The sequence below is a fragment of the Rhodococcus jostii NBRC 16295 genome (assembly GCF_001894825.1).
GTDB classification, from domain to species: Bacteria; Actinomycetota; Actinomycetes; order Mycobacteriales; family Mycobacteriaceae; genus Rhodococcus_F; species Rhodococcus_F jostii.
Genome location: NZ_BCWY01000130.1, coordinates 1 through 19,741 on the forward strand (window position 1 = coordinate 1; position 19,741 = coordinate 19,741).

A 19,741-nucleotide genomic window follows, 5' to 3' on the forward strand; every position below is an offset into this window, starting at 1 on the left:
GGCACCCGCCTCGGCGAGACGCTGCGCGCGTTCCTGGACCGCTGGGGGCGGCGCGGCGTGGCCCGCGGCGCCGTCGTGATCATCTTCTCCGACGGCTGGGAGCGCGGTGACCCGACCCTGCTCGCGGAGCAGATGGCCCAACTGCGCCGGCTCGCCCGCACCGTCCTGTGGGTGAATCCGCACGCCGGGGCGGACGGCTACGAGCCGGTCCAGTCCGGGATCGCGGCCGCCCTGCCGTACGTCGACGGACTGCTCGCCGGCCACAGTCTCGCGACGCTGCAGGAACTGCTCGAGGTCGTGCGCCGGGCGTGACCGATACGGAACCGGTTCCACGATTTCGGGTGCTGTTCGCCCTCCGTCGGCGCAGAGTAGGACGTATCACCTGAGGCCCGGCTTTGGAGGCGCGATGCGCATCACTGTCACCGTCGACGGAACGGCGTACACGGACGAGGTGGAGCCGCGACTGCTCCTCGTCCACTATCTTCGGGACCGGCTCGGCAAGGTCGGCACCGTCATCGGCTGCGACACCGGAAACTGCGGGGCCTGCACCGTTCACCTGAACGGTCACAGTGTCAAGTCCTGCTCGGTGCTCGCCGTGCAAGCCGACGGCGGCGACATCCTGACCGTCGAGGGCCTGTCCCGGAACGGGACGTTGCACCCCGTGCAGCAGGCCTTCCGGGACAATCACGCTCTGCAGTGCGGCTACTGCACACCCGGCATGATCATGCAGACTCTCGACCTGCTCGCCGAGGAACCCGACCCGGACGAGCGGACGGTGCGGCTGGGGCTGGAGGGCAACCTGTGCCGCTGCACCGGCTACCAGAACATCGTCAGCGCCGTCCAGGACGCGGCCCAGCGGTTGCGCGGCGGCGGCACCGCGGAACCCACGACGACGGAGGCTCCCACATCCGACACGGCGCAGGGAGGTGTGCGATGACCGCCACCGCCGAACCGGAGATCGGCAAGGCCCGCAAGCGCAAGGAAGACGAGCATCTGGTCACGGGCCGCACCCGCTGGACCGACAACCTGGTGCTGCCCGGCATGCAGCACCTGGCGATCCTGCGGAGCCCGTTCGCGCACGCCCGCATCACCGGTGTCGACACCACCGCCGCGCGCGACATGCCCGGTGTCGTCGCGGTCCTCACCGGTGCGGATCTCGCCGACGAGCAGGGCAGCCTGCCGTGTGCCTGGCCGATCACACCCGACATGAAGTCGCCGCCCGCCCCGTCCCTGGCGGTCGACGCGGTGAACTTCGCCGGCGAGGCCATCGCGGTCGTCGTGGCGCGCAGCGCCTACGAGGCGCACGACGCGCTGGAGGCGATCGACGTCGACTACGACGACCTACCGGTCGTGCTGGACCTCGCGGCCGCGGCCGCCGACGGCGCCGACCTCGTGCACCCGGACCTCGGCACGAACGTCAGCGCCACCTGGACGTTCGATTCCGCGGAGGCCGGCACGGGCGGCGACGTCGAGCAGGCCATCCGCGATGCGGAGGTACTCGTCGAGCGCACGTTCCGGCAGCAGCGGCTCATCCCGGCGTTCATGGAGCCCCGCTCGGTGGTGGTCGACCCGACCGCCGCCCAGATCACGATGTGGTCGGCCACGCAGATCCCTCACATCCTGCGGCTGATGCTGGCGATGACGCTCGGTATCCCGGAGCACAAACTGCGTGTCGTCGCGCCGGACGTCGGCGGTGGTTTCGGCGGCAAACTCCAGGTGACACCGGAGGAAGTGATCGCGCTTCTCGTGGCGCGGCGCCTCGGCAAACCCGTGAAGTACACCGAGTCCCGCAGCGAAACGATGCTCGCAGCCCACCACGGACGCGACCAGATCCAGAAACTGACCCTCGCCGCCCGTCGCGACGGCACCGTGACGGGGATGAAGGTGGAACTGCTCGCCGACATGGGCGCGTACCTGCGGCTGGTGACCCCGGGCGTTCCCATCCTGGGCGCGTTCATGTTCAACGGCATCTACAAGTTCCCGTCGTATCACTTCACGTGCACCAATGTGTTCACCACCAAGGTGCCGACCGACGCCTACCGCGGAGCGGGCCGCCCGGAGGCGACGTTCGCGATCGAACGGATGATGGACGAACTCGCGACCGAGCTGTCGCTGGATCCGCTGGAACTGCGGGCGAAGAACTGGATCACCCACGAGGAGTTCCCCTTCGACACCGTCGCCGGCCTCACGTACGACTCCGGCAACTACGAGGCCGCCACCGCGCGCGCTCGGGAGTTGTTCGACTACGACGGGCTCCGGCGCGAACAGGCGGAGCGCCGCGAGCGGAACGACCCGGTGCAACTCGGCATCGGAGTGTCCACGTTCACCGAGATGTGCGGCCTCGCCCCGTCGCGCACCCTCGGCGCACTGGCCTACGGGGCCGGCGGGTGGGAACACGCGGCGATCCGGATGCTGCCCACCGGCAAGGTCGAGGTGGTCACCGGTTCCTCGGCGCACGGTCAGGGGCACGAGACCGCGTGGAGTCAGGTGGTCGCCGACCAGCTGGGGGTGCCGTTCGAGGACGTCGAGGTGCTGCACGGCGACACCCAGACCTCGCCCCGCGGCATGGACACGTACGGTTCCCGGTCGCTCGCGGTCGGGGCGATCGCGGTCGTGAAGGCCGCCGAGAAGGTGATCGCGAAGGCCCGGCCGATCGCTGCCCACCTGATGGAGTGCGCCGAGGACGACCTCGAATTCACCGCGGGCGCGTTCCGGGTGAAGGGCACGGAGAAGTCGGTCGGGATCGCCGACGTCGCGCTCGCCGTGTTCGCCGCGCACGACCTGCCCGACGGTGTCGAGCCGAACCTGGACTCGGAGGCCACGTACGACCCGGAGAACTTCTCGTTCCCGCACGGCACCCACCTCTGCGCCGTCGAGGTCGACACCGAGACCGGGAAGGTCGGCATCCGCTCGTACGTGTGCGTCGACGACATCGGGCACGTGGTCAACCCCCTGATCGTGGAGGGGCAGGTGCACGGCGGACTCGCCCAGGGCATCGCCCAGGCCCTGTACGAGGAGGCGGTGTACGACGAGTCCGGCACCCTCCTGTCGGGTTCCTTCGCCGAATATCACGTACCGTCGGCGGCGGATCTGCCGACGTTCACGACAGGCCGCACCGAGACCCCCGCCACCGGTAATCCGCTCGGCGTCAAGGGGGTCGGTGAGGCGGGGACGATCGCGTCGACCCCGGCCGTCGTCAACGCCGTCCTCGACGCCGTCCGCCACTTCGGTGTGCGGGACATCGAGATGCCGTGCACCCCGATGCGGGTCTGGCATGCCATCCACACCGCTCAGGAAGGTGCGCGATGATTCCGTCCAGTTTCGACTACGTGGCTCCGAGGACCGTCGACGAGGCGGTTGCCGCGCTCGCCGAGGCCGGGGAGGACGCCAAGGTGCTCGCCGGCGGCCAGAGCCTGCTTCCGGTGCTGCGGTTGCGGTTGTCGTCACCGAGCACGCTCGTCGACCTCGGCCGGATCGGCGAGTTGCGCGGAGTGCGCGAAGACGGTGACAGCCTCGTGATCGGCGCGATGACGACGTACTACGACGTGATCCGCGATCCGCTCGTCCACGAGCACGCACTGCTCCTCGTCGAGGCCACCCGCACCGTCGCGGATCCGCAGATCCGGCACCGCGGCACACTGGGCGGTGCGCTGGCGCACGCCGATCCGGCGGGTGACCTGTGCGCACCGGCCCTGGCACTCGACGCCACCCTGACCGCCGTCGGGCCGTCCGGCCGCCGGAGCATTCCGGTCGCCGACTTCTTCGAGGGCTACTACACGACCGCACTGCGACCGGACGAGATCCTCGTGGACGTGCGGATCCCGAAACACACCGGCTGGGAGGCCCGGTACGAGAAGTTCAACCGGGTCGCGGAGGCGTGGTCGATCGTGGGGGTGGCCGCGACCGTGCAGGTGGACGGCGGCACGATCCGGCAGGCCCGGGTGGCGCTGACCAACATGGGGTCGGTGCCGGTGCGTGCGCGCGGCGTCGAGGACGCGCTCGTCGGTCACACCGCGAATCCGGAACTCATCCGGGCGGCCGCGGAGCACGCCGCCGAGGGTACCGATCCCGTCACCGACGGCAACGCCGACGCCGAGTACCGCAGTCACCTCGCGAGAGTGCTGACCCGGCGGGCTGTCGCGACGGCGGTCGGCGTCTGAACCGTCGTCGAACCGTCAGGACCGCCGGTCGCGGCTCGCCTCCATCGCCTGCTCGGTGGCGTCGCACACCACCACCGGGTGCGGGTCGACGACGTTGTGCAGTTCGAACACCGGGAGATAGCGTCCCGAATCCGGCCGGCGCACCGTGAGCCGCACCCGTTGGTGCCGCATCAGGTACAGCGCGGCGCCGATACCGCTCACCAGGGAGATCACGCCTCCGATCACGAGCGGGGCACGCGGGTCGAGGACGTCGGCAAGCCATCCCAGGACCGGGCTGCCGAGCGGTGTGCCGCCGAGGAAGCAGAGCATGTAGATGCCCATCACCCGGCCCCGCATCTCGGACGGCACGGACATCTGCAGGATGTTCATCGCCGCGGTCGTGAACGTCAGGGTGAGCGCGCCGGTGGGGACGAGCATGATCGCCACGAGCGCGTAGGTGGGCATCAGGCCGACCAGGATCTCGAAGGCGCCGAACGCCGCGGCCGCGCCGAGGAACGTCCGCAGGCGCGGCGGTGTCCTGCGTTTCGCGGCGATCGTGGCACCGGCGAGAGTGCCCACGGCAAGGGTGGTCGACAGCAACCCGTAGGCGTCGGCGCCGCGCTCGAACGTGTTGCGGGCGAGAACGGCGAGACTGATCGGGAAGTTCAGTCCGAACGTCGACACCATGAAGATCGCGACCATCAGCACCCGGAGATCGGTCCGCCCCCACACGTATCGGAAACCCTCGCGCACCTGCCCTTTTCCGCGTTCCGCCTGGGGTGCGGTGAACAGTTCGCGGACGTTCATCATCAGCAGGGCGATCAGCACCCCGGTGAACGTGCCCACGTTGAGCAGGAACACCCAGCCCGTCCCGATGAGTGTGATGAGCACACCGGAGATCGCCGGGCCGATGATGCGCGCCGTGTTGAACGTCATGGAGTTCAGCGCGATGGCATTGGGCAGTGACTCCTTGCCGACCATCTCGATCGTGAACGACTGACGGGCGGGCGCGTCGATCGCGGACGCGCACCCGAGCACGAACGCGATGAGGTAGACGTGCCAGAGGGCCACGAACCCGCCGACGTCGAGCAGGCCCAGCACCAGCGCGCACAACGCCATCGACACCTGCGTCGCGATCAGGATCCGCCGCTTGTCGTACCGGTCGGCGAGGACGCCGCCCCACACGGACAGGAACAGGGTCGGACCGAACTGCAGTGCCATCACGATACCGACCGCGAGAGCGTTGCCGTTCGACAGCGTCAGGACCAGCCAGTCCTGCGCCACCCGCTGCATCCAGGTTCCGACGAGGGAGACGATCTGCCCCGATGCCCACAACCGGTAGTTCCGGGTGCGGAGAGCGACGAACATGCCGGTCTTCGGCTGGGCTGGGGCGGGGGTCTCGGATTCGGGCGGCACACTTCTATCTTGCTCCCGGCGTCGGCACCGGAGCGACCGGCCCTGCGCGGACATCGGGGGCCGGATCACTCCGGATGCCGGCTACGTTCTCCGGCAACGGGTTTCCCCGCATCTCGGGGTTTGGGCAGCCGAATGCCGTTGTACCGGTGGGAAGCTGCCATGCAGCCGCGGCAGGCTACTCCGAGTCGGCGACGATGGACGTGATGATCCCGACCGCGTCGCGAAGGGTCTTCAACTCGGACTCGTCGAGCCCGGACAGCCGCTCGTTCATCCACGCCTCGCGGGCATGGGTCTCGTCGGCGATCAGCGCGTGGCCGGCATCCGACAGCGTGACGATGATCTGCCGGCCGTCGGTGGGATGCGGCGCCCGCTCGACCAGCCCCAACTCGACCAGCGAGGCGATGACCCGGGTCATCGACGGCGGCTGCACCTTCTCCCGGGACGCGAGATTGCCCGGCGTCATGGCGCCGTCGCGGGCGAGCGTGGCCAGAGCCGACAGCTGGGTCAGTGATACCTGGGCGTCGACGCGGCGTCCACGCAGGTGACGCGTGAGGCGCACGACAGCCAGGGAAAGGTCGCTGGCGAGTGCTCGCGTATCCGTGGTCACGGGAATGACAATACGGGACCGATCGGCCGCCGTTTACGTTACTGCGTCGGTGATCGGTTCGACCGCGAAGTAGGCGACGAACAGAATCGCCACCACCCACATCAACGGGTGAATCTTCTTGATACCACCGCTCGCAGCATTGAGCACCACCCACGAGATGAATCCGACGCCGATGCCGTTGGCGATCGAGTACGTGAACGGCATGACGGCGATGGTGAGGAACGCCGGCAACGCGATCGAGAACCGGGTGAAGTCGATGTCGCGGACCTGGCCGATCATCATCGCGCCCACCACGACCAGAGCGGGCGCCGCCGCCTCGATCGGCACCACCGAGTACAGCGGGGTCAGGAACATCGCGGCCAGGAACAGCAGTCCCGTCACCACATTCGCGAGTCCGGTGCGGGCCCCCTCGGCGATACCCGAGGCGGATTCCACGAAGACCGTGTTGGACGACGCCGACGCACCGCCACCGACGATGGCGCCGGTGCCCTCGACGACGAGTGCCCGTCCGACGTTGGGCAGGTTGCCGTCCTCGTCGGTGAGTCCGGCTTCCTTACCGAGTCCGGTCATGGTGCCCATGGCGTCGAAGAAGTTGGCGAGCACGAGCGTGAACACCAGCAGGCTGGCGGCCAGCACGCCGATGCGGGTGAAGGCACCGAAGATGCTGACGTCACCGACGAGGCTGAGGTCCGGAAGTTCCACCAGCACATCGGGAGCTGTGGGGACGCTGAGGTTCCACCCGTGGGGGTTCACTCCCAGCGACGGTCCGACACCGGCGACGGCCTCGATGATCGCCGCCAGCACGGTGGTGACGACGATGCCGATCAGCAGGCCGCCGCGCACCTTGCGCACCACCAGGACACCCATCAGCAGCACGCCGAACACGAACGTCACGGTCGGCCAGGAGGAGATCGAGCCGTTGATGCCCAGGCCGACGGGGACGGTGGTGCCCGCCTCGTCCGGGATGCGCCGCACGAACCCGGCGTCGACGAGGCCGATGAACGCGATGAACATGCCGATACCGGCGGCGATGGCGGATTTGAGCTCGGCCGGAATGGCATTGAAGACGGCCGTCCGGAAACCGGTGAGCGCCAACACGACGATGATGACACCGTCGATCACCACGAGGCCCATCGCCTCCGGCCAGGTGACCTGCGGTGCGATCGTGACGGCGAGGAGGCTGTTGATCCCGAGACCCGCCGCGATCGCGAAGGGATAGTTGGCGACGATGCCGAACAGGATGCTCATCAGTCCGGCCACCAGGGCTGTGACGGCGGCCACCTCGTTGACGGGGAGGATGTTGCCGAGGACGTCGGTCTTCGCGACGGCGTCGTCGGCGGAGAAACTGCCGAGGATGAGCGGGTTGAGCACTACGATGTACGCCATGGCGACGAAGGTCACGACGCCTCCGCGGATCTCCGTGCCTACCGTCGAACCACGCTCGGTGATCTTGAAGTAGTTGTCGAGCAGTTTCGGAGCACCCATAGTCTCAATCCCCATCGCCATCGGTCGCGCGTCGCCCTTGGAGATTAGGGCACCGCGGCGAGGGTAGCGTTCGTTTGGTGAACCCAGCCGCAGACCGCCCCCCTCTCACTCAGCGCCTCGCCGACCCGCGACCTGCGCTGATACTGGGAACCCTGGCGTGGGCGGTCGCGATCGTCGTGGTGATCGTCACGGGCGACCGGTGGTCGGAGGCGCTTCCGACGTGTATAGCGGGGGTCGTCGTCGGATTCCTCGGCTACGGACTGTTCGCGTTGCAGCGCCGGGCGGCGCGGCGAGGCAGTCGCGGGGCACAGCAGGGACTGCTCTAGAACACACAGCAGGGACTGCTCTAGATTCTGGTGCGGCGGGGCAGGGTGCGGGTCAGCAGGATCCAGAACGCCGCCCACAGAACGCCGAACGCCCACCCGGCGAGGACGTCGGTCATCCAGTGCGCCGCGAGGTAGACGCGCGACAGCCCGACCGCCAGCGTGTACAGGACCAGCAGGACGAGCACCGCGATCCGTGGGCGCCGGACCAGGACGATCCGCAGGGTCACGGCGATGAGAACGCTCGCGAGGATCGCCGTCATCATTGCGTGCCCCGAGGGGAACGAGAACGACGAGATCTCCACCAGCCGATCGGGAAGTGGGGGCCGCTGCCTCTCGAACAGATTCTTCAGCGTCGTCATCACGGCCAGGCCGGACAGCATCGCGCCGGCCACGAGCACGGCTTCGCGGCGGCGGCCCCTCAGCAGCAGGGCGACCGTCAGGACGGTCGAGACAATCCAGGCCGCGACCGTTCCTCCGCTGTGGGTGATGACGGTGACGACGTCGATGAGCCACGGTGTGCGGTCCCCGACTGCACTGTCGAGGACGCTCTGGTCAAACGACACCGGTGGTGCCCCAGGTGCCTTCGGCCCAGGACTCGGAGCAGTGGGTGGCCCCGTTCTCGTCCACCCACCACGGGACCGCGATCTCGGTGTCCACGGCCCCGGTGAGTTTCACCGTGAGACGGGAATGGACGACGACGGGTCCGTGGGGCAGTTCGCGGCCCAGGGTGGCGAAGGCGAGGACGGCGGCGGGTTCGCGATCCCACGAGGATTCGCGCCCGGAACTGGTGACGGCGCCGTGGATGGCGGTGGACGCGACGGCGACGTCCAGCAGATCGGCGAGCGCGTCGGCGGTGCCCAGGCTCCCGACCACCAGACGGTCGCGCGGGGCGGCGGCAGCAAGCCACGGTGCGTCCAGCACCAGGGCGTCGCCGGGGTCGACCAGGGCGCCGGTAAGGCCGCGCACGTGTTCGGGCAGGTGGAGTTCCTCGAGGTCGAGGAGATGCCCGGCCGCGGCGGCGGCGAGCAGGCTGTGGGCCCGCGCGGTCACCGCCGGGGTCGGCGCGCGCTGGGGATCGGCCAGTCGGTCCAGGAGTAGCTGGGCGAGTTCGGGAGAGTCGACCGTCGCCGGCGCCAGTGCCGCCGCGAACGCGGAGGATTCGGGGTGGTCGACGGGGTCCAGCAGTCCGGCGAACGTCTCGTCGGCGGGGTCGCGGAGCAGACCCAGCACCTGACCGTCCACCTCGGCGTTGTGCCGCAGCCACCAGGCGGTGTAGCCGGCGCGGTCGGCGAGCAGCGGACGCGTCGCCGGGTCCTGCGCGAGCATCGTCAACGCCTGCGGCCACCGGTCCTCGTCCACGAGGTCGAGATCGCGCACGGCCCCGATCTCGTCGGGGTCGTCGTCGAGCGTGTCCCACCAGCGGTCCTCGTCGTCGAGGTCGTGATCGGGGCCGGTGGGGAGTTCGGCGCGCAGCACGGTGAAGCCCCAGCCGACGCCCACGGCCCGGAGGGCGTCCTCCCCCACCCGCTCGGCGAACGACGCGTCCACGCACGCGAACGGCGAGTCGTCCACCAGGACCTCGGCGAGAGGCGCACCGGGCAACAGCAATTCGTCCGCGCCGCGCAACTCCCCGTCGACGTCCGGGAGCGGCAGCTGCCCGAGCCACGACGGCAGGGTGCCCGGGTCGACGCGGCCGGCGAGTGCGAGTACCGCGGTCGACATTTCCTCGGCCGCCGCCGCATCGTCGGGGTCGAGGTCCTCGATCTCGGCGCGCAGCGCCGGGTCCGAGAGGAGGTCGACGGCCGTCGCGGTCTTCGCGCCGAGCCTCGACAGCAGTGGGTGGGCGGCGTCGGGGTGGACGAGCCTCGTCCAGTCGACCCCCAGGACCCCGTCGATGTCGTGCCCCAGCAACACCGTTCGCGGACCGGTGACGGTGCGGCCGTCGGACAGCGGAACCGGGATCGACGCCAGCTCCTCGGCCGCGAGGGCGTCCACGGCCAGGGGCTCGAGCGCCGCGTACAGGCGCTGCCACCAGGACGGTTCGCGGTCGATGCCACTGAGAAGTTCGGTGATGCGGGCCAGACCGAGTCGGTGGGCGTCGACGGCGGCGAGCGCGGGCGCCCAGCGCGGCCCCGACAGATCCGGGACGACCAGTCCGTCGACGATCTCCGCGAGGAGTTCGGCGAGCTCCTCGGTGAGCCCGGGGACCACCGAGGACCGGTTGGGAGCCCGGTCCTTGCCGCCCACGGTCGGCAGCCAGGGTTGTTCCCGGAGTTCGGCGACGAGATGGTCGCGCAACGCGGAATCCACCTCGCTGCGGGCGAAGGCGGGAACGGGAACCAGCGACAGTCGCTGCTCGGGCGGCAGGGTGGCCACGAACTCGGCGTATCCGGATGCCGGCTCGGCGATCGACGCGCCGGGCAGGATGCGCCTGCGGTCGGGTTGCATGGCGACGTCCGCGACGAGGATCGCGGGTATCGACAGTTCCTCGTCCGACCGGGTCGGGGCACGCAGAACGTCCTCCGTCACGGGTGCGACGACGCCGTCGCGGACCGGAACGAGCCAGCGGGCCCGCCCCGACTCGTACTGCCACCAGCGGTCGTCGCCGATCGCGACCTCGGTCGCCCCGGAATCGAGTGGTCGTTCGCGTCGGCGGAACTGCTTGTCGCCCACGGTGATCGAGACGAGCGCCGGGAGTTCGAGCAGCAGGTCGGGGGCCTCGCGACCCATGTAGGCCAGCAGCGACTCGGCGTCGACGTCCTCGCGCAGCGTCAGCACGACTTCCGACGCCGCACCCGCCGCGGGGCGGTTTTCGGTGGGCCACGCCAGCCGGAGGGCGGGCACTCCCGCTCCCGGGTCGGCGCCATCGAGGTCCCGTAGCGCGGACCTGGTGCGCTCGGCGGAGAACAGCACCGAACCGGACGTGGACCGGAGTTCGACTTCGTCGGCCACCGACAGCACCGCCGTGAAACCGACGCCGTAGCGGCCGACGGTCGTGCCGATCTTGTTCGACGCGCGCAACGCGACGAGCGCCTGAACCCCCGGCTCGTCCAGTGGCGTGCCCGTATTGGACACGTGCAGAACACGTCCGTCAAGTTGCACGGACAGCTCGCCGGGCACTTCGGCGCGGGCCGCGGCGTCGGCGGCGTTCTGCGCCAATTCGGTCAGGAGCCGGTCGCGGTAGCCGGCGCGGGCCAGGTCCGATTCGGCGGCGGCGTCCTCACGCAGGCGCGTCGGGGACGTGCGCCACGCGAGCAGCGTCGAATCCCTCAGCGCGGCGGTGCCGAAGGGATCGGCTAGCTGGTCGATGCGGATTCCTCGGCCTCGGTGACGTCTGCCCGGGACTCGACCCCTGCCTGGGACTCGACCCCTGCCTGGGACTCGACCCCTGCCTGGGACTCGACCCCTGCCTGGACCCGCTCGACGACCTCGACGGCGCCGTCGTCGTACGCGTCGAACTGCGGCGAACCCGCACCCGACGGCAACAGGGTGTCGGAGTGGGCACCGCACCCGTACATGGCGTCGACGACGTGCCCGTCGGCGGCCAACTCGTTGCCGCACACACCGAACGACGCGTGCAGCGAACCGGCGAGCGGCAGGTAGAAGCCGCACAACCCGCACGTCGACGGCGCGGCCTTGGCCATCTCGGAATCGGGACCGTAGTCGCCGTCGTGCCACCGCTGGGCCGCGTCCACGCGACCCTCGAGGCTCATCGCCTGCTTGCGGCCCAGTCCGAGTTCGAGGGCGACCTCGTCGATCTCGGGGTCACCGGTCGCCACGTAACCGGGAACGAGGCGGGGGTCACCGGCAGGCGGGGCCAGCAGATCGCCCGCGGACAGATCGCCGGGGCGGATGCGCTGATCCCACGGAATCCACTCGGGTGCGACCAGCGCATCGGGTCCGGGCAGGAGGGCGAGTTCGCTGACCGTGGCATGGTCCGACTCGGGATCGGCGGCCACCACCACCGCCCACTGCCAGCCCCGGTAGCCCGGAAGGTCCGCAACGAAACGGTGAGTCGCGGCGCACACGTCCTCGGACGTGACGCCCAGGTAGTCGCCGACTCCCCCTTCCTGCAGTTCGACCAAGGCGGTTCGGGCGAGCTCGACGGCGTCGGTCAGTACGGGACGCGCCACTGCGCGCTCGTCGGAAGAAGCAACACTCACACCACCAGTTTGCCGCACCACCGCAAGTGCGTGCCCACCTGGGCTGTCATGCTGGTCCGATGACCGGCCGGAGACACCTCGTCCCAGCCCTGCTCGCGGTGGCCTGGATGGTCGCCGGCTGCTCCCCACAGAGTCCGGTGGCGGCCGACGCGGCCGACGCTGACCTTCGCGTGGAGATCCTCCGCACCCTCGACCATGACCCCTTTGCGTTCACGCAGGGACTCGAGATCGACGGCACCGATTTGCTCGAGGGCACCGGCCGACCCGGCGAGTCGTGGGTGCAGGCCACCGACCTCACCGGCGGCGCCGTCCGCGCCCGGGCGGAGCTGCCGTCTCCCCTGTTCGGCGAGGGCATCACGGTGAGCGGCGGCACGGTCTGGCAGCTGACGTGGAGGGACGGCGTCGCGGTCGCCCGGGATCGCGCGACCCTCACCGAACAACGGCGCGTTCCGTTCGACGGCGAGGGCTGGGGTATCTGCGCGTTGCCCGACGCCCTCGTCACGAGCGACGGATCGCCGACCCTCACGTTCCGCGACCCGGTGACGTTCGAACCCCGGCGCACCGTGCAGGTGGTGCGGGACGGAATTCCGGTGGCCCGCCTCAACGAACTCGAGTGCGCGGACGACGGCGCCGTCTACGCAAACGTCTGGACCACCGACACCCTCGTCCGCATCGACCCCGCGGACGGCCGGGTCACCGCGGAGATCGACGCCTCGGAGCTTCGAGAGGCGCTCCCGCCCGGCCCCCGGGACGTCGACGTCCTCAACGGCATCGCCCAGATCCCCGGAACCGACCGATTCCTCGTCACCGGAAAGTACTGGCCGCGCATGTTCGAGGTGCGGTTCGTTCCCTGACAGGCCGATCTGACCAGCATTGGCCGGGGTTGCTGTGGTCGCAAGTCTCCCGACTAGGACAGAATTAGGGAGTGACCGGACCGCGCGAACCCCACGAGCCTGACGGCGGTCGGGCTCCCGACGAGAATTCCGGGCCCCCCGTCCATCCCGGCTACGACAAATATCCGCCGGCGGCCCGCTCGGGAGGTCGACGCACCCCGCTCCCGCCCCTGCACCCGGTCGGCGGCGGGCAGCGTCCCCGGTCCGAGGAGGAGCGGGCGGACGCGCCCAAGGCCCCGCCGATGCCGCGCAAGCTCACCGTCACCCGGGTCGCGGCGATGCGCAGCCGGGAACTCACCAACAAGGGCATCGCGACGTTCCACCGCGCGGCCAAGGCGGACGGTGCGGACAAGTCGGGGCTCACCGCTCTGACCTACGCCGTAATGGCCAACAACGCCACCGACGCGGCCATCGCCGTCGCGCTGGCGAACACGCTGTTCTTCTCGGCCGCGACGGGCGAGGACAAGACGAAGGTCGCGCTGTACCTGCTGATCACCATCGCCCCGTTCGCCGTCATCGCACCGCTGATCGGTCCGATGCTCGACCGCCTCCAGCACGGCCGTCGCGTTGCGCTGGCCACGTCGTTCGGCCTCCGGACCATCCTGGCGATCGTCCTCGTCTTCAACTTCGACAGCTGGGTGCTGTATCCGGCGGCGCTCGGGATGATGGTGCTCAGCAAATCGTTCTCGGTGCTCAAGAGCGCGGTCACACCACGTGTCCTGCCACCCGAGATCGACCTCGTCCGGGTCAATTCCCGCCTCACCGTGTTCGGACTCCTCGGTGGAACCATCGGCGCCGGCGCCCTCGCGGGCGGTCTCGCCATGGCCACCGGTTCCGTCGGCGCGCTGTGGCTGGCGGCGGTCATCACCGTCCTCGGCGCGTATCTCAGCATGCGGATCCCGTCGTGGGTCGAGGTCACCGAAGGCGAGGTCCCCGCCACGCTGACGTACCACGGCGACGATCACCCCACCGAGGTGATGGGACGCACCCGGGTGATGCAGCCCGAAGCACCGGCCACCGCGAAAGCCGGTAGACGCCGGCAACCGCTGGGCCGCGCGGTCATCACCGGCCTGTGGGGCAACAGCACCATCCGCGTGCTCACCGGATTCCTCACGCTGTACATCGCGTTCGTCGCGAAGTCGAAGACCGACCACGAACCGCTGGTGCAGGCCGCGATGCTCGGACTGGTCGGCGCCGCCGCCGGCATCGGCAACTTCACCGGCAACGCCGCCGGCGCCCGGATCAAACTCGGTCGCCCCGCCCTGATCGTGCTGCGCTGCACGGGTGCCGTATGGATCATCGCCGTCCTCGCCGCGATCACCGACAATCTGCTCACCGCAGCCCTCGCCACCCTCGTCGCATCCGCGGCCAGCGCCCTCGCCAAGGTGTCGCTGGACGCGTCGCTGCAGCACGACCTCCCCGAGGAGTCCATCGCGTCCGGATTCGGCAGATCCGAGACGGTTCTGCAGCTGAGCTGGGTCGTGGGCGGCGCGCTGGGCGTATTGCTGCCCACCGAGTACTGGATCGGGTTCTCGGTCGTGTCCGCCGTCATGACCATCGGGCTCGTCCAGACCGTCCTCACCTACCGCGGCAGCACCCTCCTGCCCGGACTCGGCGGAAAACGCCCCGACCTGGCCGAACAAGAAGTGACCGAGCCCCACTCGACCCACCGGGCCGACCGATCGACAGGAAATGTGACGTAAGTGAGAATGCAGGCGCGAACCAAGAAGATCCTGGCACTGATCGTGGTGGGCCTGATGGTGGTCCTGGTGGCCTTCGTCGGGGTCATGTACGCGCTCATCCGTAATTCCTCGCCCCGCCTGCCCGAGATCACCGCCTTCGCGCACAACCGGGCCGAGCAGGTCCCCCCGCTGGCGTACTGCAACCTGTATCTCGAGGACTGCACAACCGGCGACCTCGCCGAACTCGACGTACCCCCCGGCTCCTCGCTGCAGCTGTCGCTGCCGCAGGAGATCGTCGATGCACCGTGGCGCATGCTCGTCGTGTACCAGGACGCATCGGGGCAAGTCGTCGTCCAGCAACAGGCTCACCGTGCCGGTGAGACCCGCGCGGTGACCGTGCCGTCGTCGGAGGACCTGCAGCTGGCAGGCGTCGAGATCCAGTTGCCGTCCGCCGTCATCGACGAGCAGGGGCTCACGCAGGCGCGGGCCGCCTGGTCGATCAAGACGGCCTGACCGAGCCGCTCACACGAGAAGGGCCTCCGCGCACCGATGCGCGGAGGCCCTTCTCGTGGTCGGTCGAATCAGCTGTCGAGCTCACGCGCGACGGCGCGGACCACCTCGGAGATGCGCTGGGCCGTCTTGCGGTCCGGGTACTTGCCCTTGCGGAGGTCGGGCTGGACCTTCGCCTCGAGCAGCGTGATCATGTCCTCGACCATGCCGTGGAGTTCGTCCGGCGTGTGCTTCTTGGCGGACGGCTCCTTGCGCGCGGCGTTCTGACGCAGCGACGGCGCCGGGTCGAGCACCTTGAGGCTCAGAGCCTGCGGCCCGCGTCGACCGGCGGCCATGCCGAACTCGACGCGCTGGCCGGCCTTGAGGCCCTCGACGCCCTCGGGAAGAGCGGACGAACGCACATAGACGTCCTCCCCCTCCTCCTGCGACAGAAAGCCGAAGCCCTTTTCGACGTCGTACCACTTCACCTTGCCGGTCGGCACCGCGTTCACCCGCTCATCACTTGGAGTGCAGTTGGTTGCACTTGGTATGCAAAACAGCGCGCCCCACCTCTGGTGCGGGACGCGCAGTGCCCACAGTCTACCTTGCAGACACCCCCTCCGGCATTCGGGTTTCCAGGCACTATCGTTGCTGGTGTGGCCCACGAACCGACTCCTTCGAGCACTCCTCACGCACCCCGGAAGAGCGACGGCCTCCTGCGCATCGCGCTCGCCCTGTTCGCGATCGGCTTCGTCGCGATCGTGGCGATCTTCCTGACCCCGGTCGTCTCCGACAGTGAGCCGGGCCTCGTTCTCTATCTCATCGCCTTGGCGTGCCCGATCGGATTCCTGCTGGGAATCGTGGCGGCACTGAGACAGGGCAGACGCGCACGCTGACACTCCCGACCACCGACCGATGGGACGATCATGAGACTTCTGCTCAACATCATCTGGCTGATCTTCGGCGGTCTGTGGCTGGCGCTGGGGTACTTCGTCGCCGGAATTCTCTGCTGCATCCTGATCATCACGATCCCGTTCGGCATCGCGTCGTTCCGGGTGGGCGTTTACGCGCTGTGGCCGTTCGGGAAGACGGTGGTCGACAAGCCGACGGCCGGTGTCGCCTCGCTTATCGGCAACGTGATCTGGTTCATCATCGCAGGTCTGTGGCTCGCGATCGGCCACGTCGTCACCGCGATCGCCATGGCGATCACGATCATCGGGATCCCGCTCGCGGTCGCGAATCTCAAGATGATTCCCATCTCGCTCATGCCCCTCGGCAAGGACATCGTCGACGCTCCCCAGTGATGTGAGCTTCCTCACATAACGGCCGGGTAACGGAAGGGCAACGGCTCGGCGATACGCACGTCTTGTCCCCACTAGCTGGGAAGAGTCCCTGCGCGTCCAATGAGGCCCCGCAACAGGCGAAGACACACCGCGTTATCAAATGGTGACACTGCGGCCTCCGCCCGTTACCGTCGTCACCGGCCGAGGAAACATCGGCCACATCCGGCCCGCCGCGCCAAGCCTCGTCCCGCGGGTACCGGAGTCCCGACGAAGCATTCCAGGGACGAGGACGGGGGACCCAAAAGTCCTCCAGGGAACGCGAGTTCCCGGAAGGACACCGGTCCGAATGTGCCTCGCGCACTCGGATCTTGGGGTGAAGCCAGACCCTCTCCAGCCAGGAGCGGCGAGGCCGGGCGACCTCTCAGCCCGAACCCGACAGCTGACCTCGCAGGCGCGTGTGGAGAGGATCTCGACCACTATGAGCGGACGCCATCGCAAGCCCACCAACACCGGTCGCACCGTCGCCAAGGTCGCCGTCACCGGCGCCATCATGGGCGTCGCCGGAGCAGCCTTCTCGGGCACCGCGAACGCGGCACCCGACTCCGACTGGGACCGCCTCGCGCAGTGCGAGTCCGGCGGAAACTGGGGCATCAACACCGGAAACGGCTTCCAGGGTGGACTCCAGTTCTCCCCGAGCACCTGGAACGCACACGGTGGAACCCAGTACGCAGCCACCGCCAACCAGGCCACGCGTGAACAGCAGATCGTCGTCGCCGAGAAGGTCCTCGACTCCCAGGGCTGGGGCGCATGGCCGTCCTGCTCCTCGAGCCTCGGCCTGAGCAGCGCACCCACCCAGCGCAACGCCCCCGCGACCGTGCCCGAGGCCCCCGCGGCACCGGCACTCCCCGACCTCACGGGCGGCGTCCCCAGCACCAACGGCACCTCGCAGTACGCCGACGTCGTCGACAGCGCGATCGAGGCCGCCAAGGCTCAGGGCATCGCGATCGATCCCCAGATCCTGCAGCTCATCGACGCCAACAAGGGACTGCTCCCGCAGTAATCCCCGGTACCTCACAGAAGAGGGGCCCTGCACCGATCCGGTGCAGGGCCCCTCTTCTGTCGTCGGGTCAGCGGTTGATCACGGTGTGCGGATGCGCATACGGCAGCGACTCCGCCGGCAGAGGGAACTCGGTGTCCTCACCGAACGGGGACAGCCCGCCCGCACGGCTCGACGACAGTTCGGTCACGGCGCTGTCTCCGTCGGCGGTTTCGGGCCACCCTGGATCCACGTACTGGTTCTTCGAATTGTTAGCCACGGTGCCATTTTGACAGGAGCGTTCGGCGACGTACAGCCCAGGTCTCTAATCTGATAGTCGATGACCGACACCGACGACACCACCGCGAGCACCAACGGCACCGCAGCCTCCCCCCGTGGCGCCGCGACCCTTGCGGACTGGCTGGCCGCGCGCAGCGACGCCGAACTGACGGATCTGCTCCGCAAGCGCCCCGATCTGGCAGTTCCACCGCCGGCCACGATCGTCGTCCTCGCCGGCCGCGCCGAACAGCGGGCGTCTGTCGCCCGCGCAGCCGACAACCTCACGTCCCTGGACTTCGGCATCCTCGAACTCCTGGCCGTCGAACGCGCCGACGAGGTCGCGGTACCCCGGGCCGCCCTGCAGGGCGCGGTGGGGTCGCGGGCGACGAAGAAGACCGTCGACGCCACGATCGACGGCCTGCGGTCCGTGGCGCTCGTCTGGGGCGACAAGACGTCGCTGCGCATCGTCCCCGCCGTCACCGCCACCATCCCGTGGCGGGTCGGTCGTGGCGCCGAGCCCGTCGAGACTCTCGACGAGTCCGGGATCACCGCCGCACTGTCCGGGCTGCAGAGCGTCGAGCGGGACATCCTGGAGACACTGTCGAAGTCCAGTTCGATCGGACGGAGCCGGGACGCCGCGCCCGGAACACACCCCGACCGGCCGGTCCAGCGACTCCTCGCCGCCGGCCTGCTGCGGTGGATCGACGACGAGACCGTCGAGCTGCCGTATCAGGTGCGGCAGGTCCTGCGCGGGGAGGCCGTCTTCGACCCCACGTCGCTGGCCCCGCCGACCGTGACGGGACGCAAACACAAACCCGCCGACATCAACGCGGCCGCCGCAGGCGAGGCACTCGAACTGGTGCGCCACTGCGAGGACGTCGCCAAGGCCCTCGGCGAGGTTCCGGCCCCCGCGCTGCGGGCGGGGGGACTCGGCGTCCGCGAACTGCGGCGGATCGCCAAGATGTCCGGGATCGACGAAAACCGGCTGAGCCTGCTCGTCGAACTGCTGTCGGCCGCGGGGCTGATCGCGAGCGGCACACCGGACCCCGTGCCGCCGTCGAACAGCGGCGAGAACTACTGGGCCCCGACCACCGCGGTCGACAACTGGCTGACCGCGCCCGTCGCCCGGCGCTGGCACGTGCTGGCCGCGGCGTGGCTGGAGTTGCCGCGAATGGCGTGGTTCATCGGCATGCGCGATGCCAACGACAAACCGGTCGCCGCACTCTCCGAGGAAGTGCGCGCGCCGTCCGCGCCGCGAGACCGGCAGGCGATCCTCGGGCTGCTCGCGGAACTGGGCAGCGGACACTCCGCCGACCCGGCGGACGTCAGCCGCCTGCTGGCGTGGCGTCGCCCCCGCTGGGGTGCCCGGCTCCGGGTCGACGCGGTCGCGCGGACCCTCGACGAGGCGGCGACGCTCGGACTCGTCGCCCGCGGCGCCCTCAGCTCCCCCGGGCGGGCGCTGCTCCACGGCGGCGACGCCGAGGCCGAGATGCACTCGTCGCTCCCCGAACCCGTCGACCACGTCCTCGTGCAGGCCGACCTCACCGTCGTCGCCCCCGGACCCCTCACTCCCGACCTGCTGGAGCAGATCGCCCTCGTCGCGGACATCGAATCCGCCGGCGCGGCGTCGATGTACCGGATCAGCGAAGACAGCGTCCGGCGCGCCCTCGACGTCGGGATGACGGCAGCCGAACTGCACAGCCTATTCGCCACCCGGTCGCGCACACCCGTCCCGCAGTCGCTGTCGTATCTCATCGACGACGTCGCGAGACGACACGGGCGGCTCCGCGCCGGGGTCGCGGCGTCGTTCGTCCGCTGCGAAGACCCGACGCTGCTCGCGGAGGTCCTGGCATCGCCGGTGGCCGCCTCGCTGGCGCTGCGCGCACTGGCGCCGACGGTGGCGGTGTCGCAGGCGCCGCTGCGGGAAGTGCTGAACGAACTGC

General features: G+C 69.6%; 20 protein-coding genes and 1 riboswitch. Of the genes, 12 read left to right on the forward strand and 8 right to left on the reverse strand.

The features are described from left to right. The 4 genes from RJ1_RS41190 to RJ1_RS41205 form a co-directional block, all read left to right on the forward strand. Window positions 1-312: VWA domain-containing protein (locus RJ1_RS41190; RefSeq protein WP_143169594.1), on the forward strand; the 312-nt coding region annotated here is incomplete at its 5' end. Window positions 313-406: 94 nt separating this feature from the next. Continuing rightward, a complete protein-coding gene (locus RJ1_RS41195; protein WP_073369691.1) occupies window positions 407-937 on the forward strand; it encodes a (2Fe-2S)-binding protein in 531 nt (176 codons plus the stop codon). Beyond that, window positions 934-3,309 (forward strand): xanthine dehydrogenase family protein molybdopterin-binding subunit, encoded by a 2,376-nt coding sequence (locus RJ1_RS41200; RefSeq protein ID WP_073369693.1) that lies wholly within the window; start codon window positions 934-936, stop codon window positions 3,307-3,309. Before RJ1_RS41195 ends, RJ1_RS41200 begins: the two co-directional genes overlap by 4 nt. Further along, window positions 3,306-4,160, forward strand: a complete 855-nt coding sequence (locus RJ1_RS41205) for an FAD binding domain-containing protein (protein ID WP_073369695.1) — start codon at window positions 3,306-3,308, stop codon at window positions 4,158-4,160. Before RJ1_RS41200 ends, RJ1_RS41205 begins: the two co-directional genes overlap by 4 nt. Window positions 4,161-4,175: 15 nt before the next feature. Here the strand turns inward: RJ1_RS41205 and RJ1_RS41210 are convergent, their stop codons facing one another. The 3 genes from RJ1_RS41210 to RJ1_RS41220 form a co-directional block, all read right to left on the reverse strand. Continuing rightward, window positions 4,176-5,507, reverse strand: a complete 1,332-nt coding sequence (locus RJ1_RS41210) for an MFS transporter (protein WP_073369697.1) — start codon at window positions 5,505-5,507, stop codon at window positions 4,176-4,178. Between the two features lie 223 nt (window positions 5,508-5,730). Then, the gene (locus RJ1_RS41215; protein ID WP_073369699.1) at window positions 5,731-6,162 is read right to left on the reverse strand and encodes an Rv0880 family HTH-type transcriptional regulator; all 432 of its coding nucleotides are present in this window, start codon (window positions 6,160-6,162) and stop codon (window positions 5,731-5,733) included. A gap of 33 nt (window positions 6,163-6,195) precedes the next feature. After that, the gene (locus tag RJ1_RS41220) at window positions 6,196-7,647 is read right to left on the reverse strand and encodes an NCS2 family permease (protein ID WP_073369701.1); all 1,452 of its coding nucleotides are present in this window, start codon (window positions 7,645-7,647) and stop codon (window positions 6,196-6,198) included. Window positions 7,648-7,724: 77 nt separating this feature from the next. On the opposite strand from RJ1_RS41220, the gene RJ1_RS41225 reads away from it, so the two are divergent. After that, a complete protein-coding gene (locus RJ1_RS41225; protein ID WP_073369726.1) occupies window positions 7,725-7,973 on the forward strand; it encodes a DUF2530 domain-containing protein in 249 nt (82 codons plus the stop codon). 20 nt (window positions 7,974-7,993) lie between these two features. Here the strand turns inward: RJ1_RS41225 and RJ1_RS41230 are convergent, their stop codons facing one another. The 3 genes from RJ1_RS41230 to RJ1_RS41245 all read right to left on the reverse strand — a co-directional run bounded on the left by RJ1_RS41230 (window position 7,994) and on the right by RJ1_RS41245 (window position 12,157). After that, the gene (locus RJ1_RS41230; protein ID WP_073369703.1) at window positions 7,994-8,536 is read right to left on the reverse strand and encodes a phosphatase PAP2 family protein; all 543 of its coding nucleotides are present in this window, start codon (window positions 8,534-8,536) and stop codon (window positions 7,994-7,996) included. Then, a complete protein-coding gene (locus RJ1_RS41235) occupies window positions 8,526-11,093 on the reverse strand; it encodes an NACHT domain-containing protein (protein ID WP_073369729.1) in 2,568 nt (855 codons plus the stop codon). The genes RJ1_RS41230 and RJ1_RS41235 overlap by 11 nt, the downstream gene beginning before the upstream one ends. A gap of 176 nt (window positions 11,094-11,269) precedes the next feature. Then, a complete protein-coding gene (locus RJ1_RS41245; protein WP_073369705.1) occupies window positions 11,270-12,157 on the reverse strand; it encodes a DUF3027 domain-containing protein in 888 nt (295 codons plus the stop codon). A gap of 38 nt (window positions 12,158-12,195) precedes the next feature. Between RJ1_RS41245 and RJ1_RS41250 the strand changes: the two genes are divergently transcribed. The 3 genes from RJ1_RS41250 to RJ1_RS41260 all read left to right on the forward strand — a co-directional run bounded on the left by RJ1_RS41250 (window position 12,196) and on the right by RJ1_RS41260 (window position 15,224). Next, window positions 12,196-12,990, forward strand: a complete 795-nt coding sequence (locus RJ1_RS41250) for a glutaminyl-peptide cyclotransferase (RefSeq protein ID WP_073369707.1) — start codon at window positions 12,196-12,198, stop codon at window positions 12,988-12,990. A 71-nt stretch (window positions 12,991-13,061) separates the two neighbouring features. Then, window positions 13,062-14,732, forward strand: coding sequence for an MFS transporter (locus RJ1_RS41255; RefSeq protein WP_073369709.1), 1,671 nt, complete (start codon window positions 13,062-13,064; stop codon window positions 14,730-14,732). 6 nt (window positions 14,733-14,738) lie between these two features. Continuing rightward, window positions 14,739-15,224: a DUF2771 domain-containing protein gene (locus RJ1_RS41260; RefSeq protein ID WP_073369711.1), complete on the forward strand. Its 486-nt coding sequence runs from the start codon at window positions 14,739-14,741 to the stop codon at window positions 15,222-15,224. Window positions 15,225-15,292: 68 nt separating this feature from the next. On the opposite strand, the gene RJ1_RS41265 is transcribed toward RJ1_RS41260, so the two are convergent. After that, window positions 15,293-15,703 (reverse strand): cold-shock protein, encoded by a 411-nt coding sequence (locus RJ1_RS41265; protein WP_005255275.1) that lies wholly within the window; start codon window positions 15,701-15,703, stop codon window positions 15,293-15,295. A gap of 153 nt (window positions 15,704-15,856) precedes the next feature. Between RJ1_RS41265 and RJ1_RS41270 the strand changes: the two genes are divergently transcribed. The 3 genes from RJ1_RS41270 to RJ1_RS41280 all read left to right on the forward strand — a co-directional run bounded on the left by RJ1_RS41270 (window position 15,857) and on the right by RJ1_RS41280 (window position 17,543). Then, window positions 15,857-16,096, forward strand: a complete 240-nt coding sequence (locus RJ1_RS41270; RefSeq protein ID WP_073369713.1) for a hypothetical protein — start codon at window positions 15,857-15,859, stop codon at window positions 16,094-16,096. A gap of 30 nt (window positions 16,097-16,126) precedes the next feature. Further along, window positions 16,127-16,504, forward strand: coding sequence for a YccF domain-containing protein (locus RJ1_RS41275; RefSeq protein ID WP_073369716.1), 378 nt, complete (start codon window positions 16,127-16,129; stop codon window positions 16,502-16,504). 234 nt (window positions 16,505-16,738) lie between these two features. After that, window positions 16,739-16,953: riboswitch (cyclic di-AMP (ydaO/yuaA leader) on the forward strand. 8 nt (window positions 16,954-16,961) lie between these two features. Continuing rightward, window positions 16,962-17,543, forward strand: coding sequence for a transglycosylase family protein (locus RJ1_RS41280; RefSeq protein WP_073369719.1), 582 nt, complete (start codon window positions 16,962-16,964; stop codon window positions 17,541-17,543). A gap of 67 nt (window positions 17,544-17,610) precedes the next feature. Here RJ1_RS41280 and RJ1_RS41285 read toward each other — a convergent pair whose 3' ends face one another. Next, a complete protein-coding gene (locus RJ1_RS41285) occupies window positions 17,611-17,799 on the reverse strand; it encodes a hypothetical protein (protein ID WP_073369721.1) in 189 nt (62 codons plus the stop codon). Between the two features lie 60 nt (window positions 17,800-17,859). Here RJ1_RS41285 and RJ1_RS41290 point away from each other — a divergent pair. Continuing rightward, the coding region (locus RJ1_RS41290; protein WP_073369724.1) for a helicase-associated domain-containing protein at window positions 17,860-19,741 on the forward strand (1,882 nt) is incomplete at its 3' end.

What these genes read in the sequence shown, in the direction of transcription:
- RJ1_RS41195 (WP_073369691.1), top strand. Translation starts at nt 407, where the DNA reads ATGCGCATCACTGTCACCGTCGACGGAACGGCGTACACGGACGAGGTG.
- RJ1_RS41200 (WP_073369693.1), top strand. Translation starts at nt 934, where the DNA reads ATGACCGCCACCGCCGAACCGGAGATCGGCAAGGCCCGCAAGCGCAAG.
- RJ1_RS41205 (WP_073369695.1), top strand. Translation starts at nt 3,306, where the DNA reads ATGATTCCGTCCAGTTTCGACTACGTGGCTCCGAGGACCGTCGACGAG.
- RJ1_RS41210 (WP_073369697.1), bottom strand. Translation starts at nt 5,507, where the DNA reads ATGTTCGTCGCTCTCCGCACCCGGAACTACCGGTTGTGGGCATCGGGG.
- RJ1_RS41220 (WP_073369701.1), bottom strand. Translation starts at nt 7,647, where the DNA reads ATGGGTGCTCCGAAACTGCTCGACAACTACTTCAAGATCACCGAGCGT.
- RJ1_RS41250 (WP_073369707.1), top strand. Translation starts at nt 12,196, where the DNA reads ATGACCGGCCGGAGACACCTCGTCCCAGCCCTGCTCGCGGTGGCCTGG.
- RJ1_RS41260 (WP_073369711.1), top strand. Translation starts at nt 14,739, where the DNA reads ATGCAGGCGCGAACCAAGAAGATCCTGGCACTGATCGTGGTGGGCCTG.
- RJ1_RS41275 (WP_073369716.1), top strand. Translation starts at nt 16,127, where the DNA reads ATGAGACTTCTGCTCAACATCATCTGGCTGATCTTCGGCGGTCTGTGG.
- RJ1_RS41280 (WP_073369719.1), top strand. Translation starts at nt 16,962, where the DNA reads ATGAGCGGACGCCATCGCAAGCCCACCAACACCGGTCGCACCGTCGCC.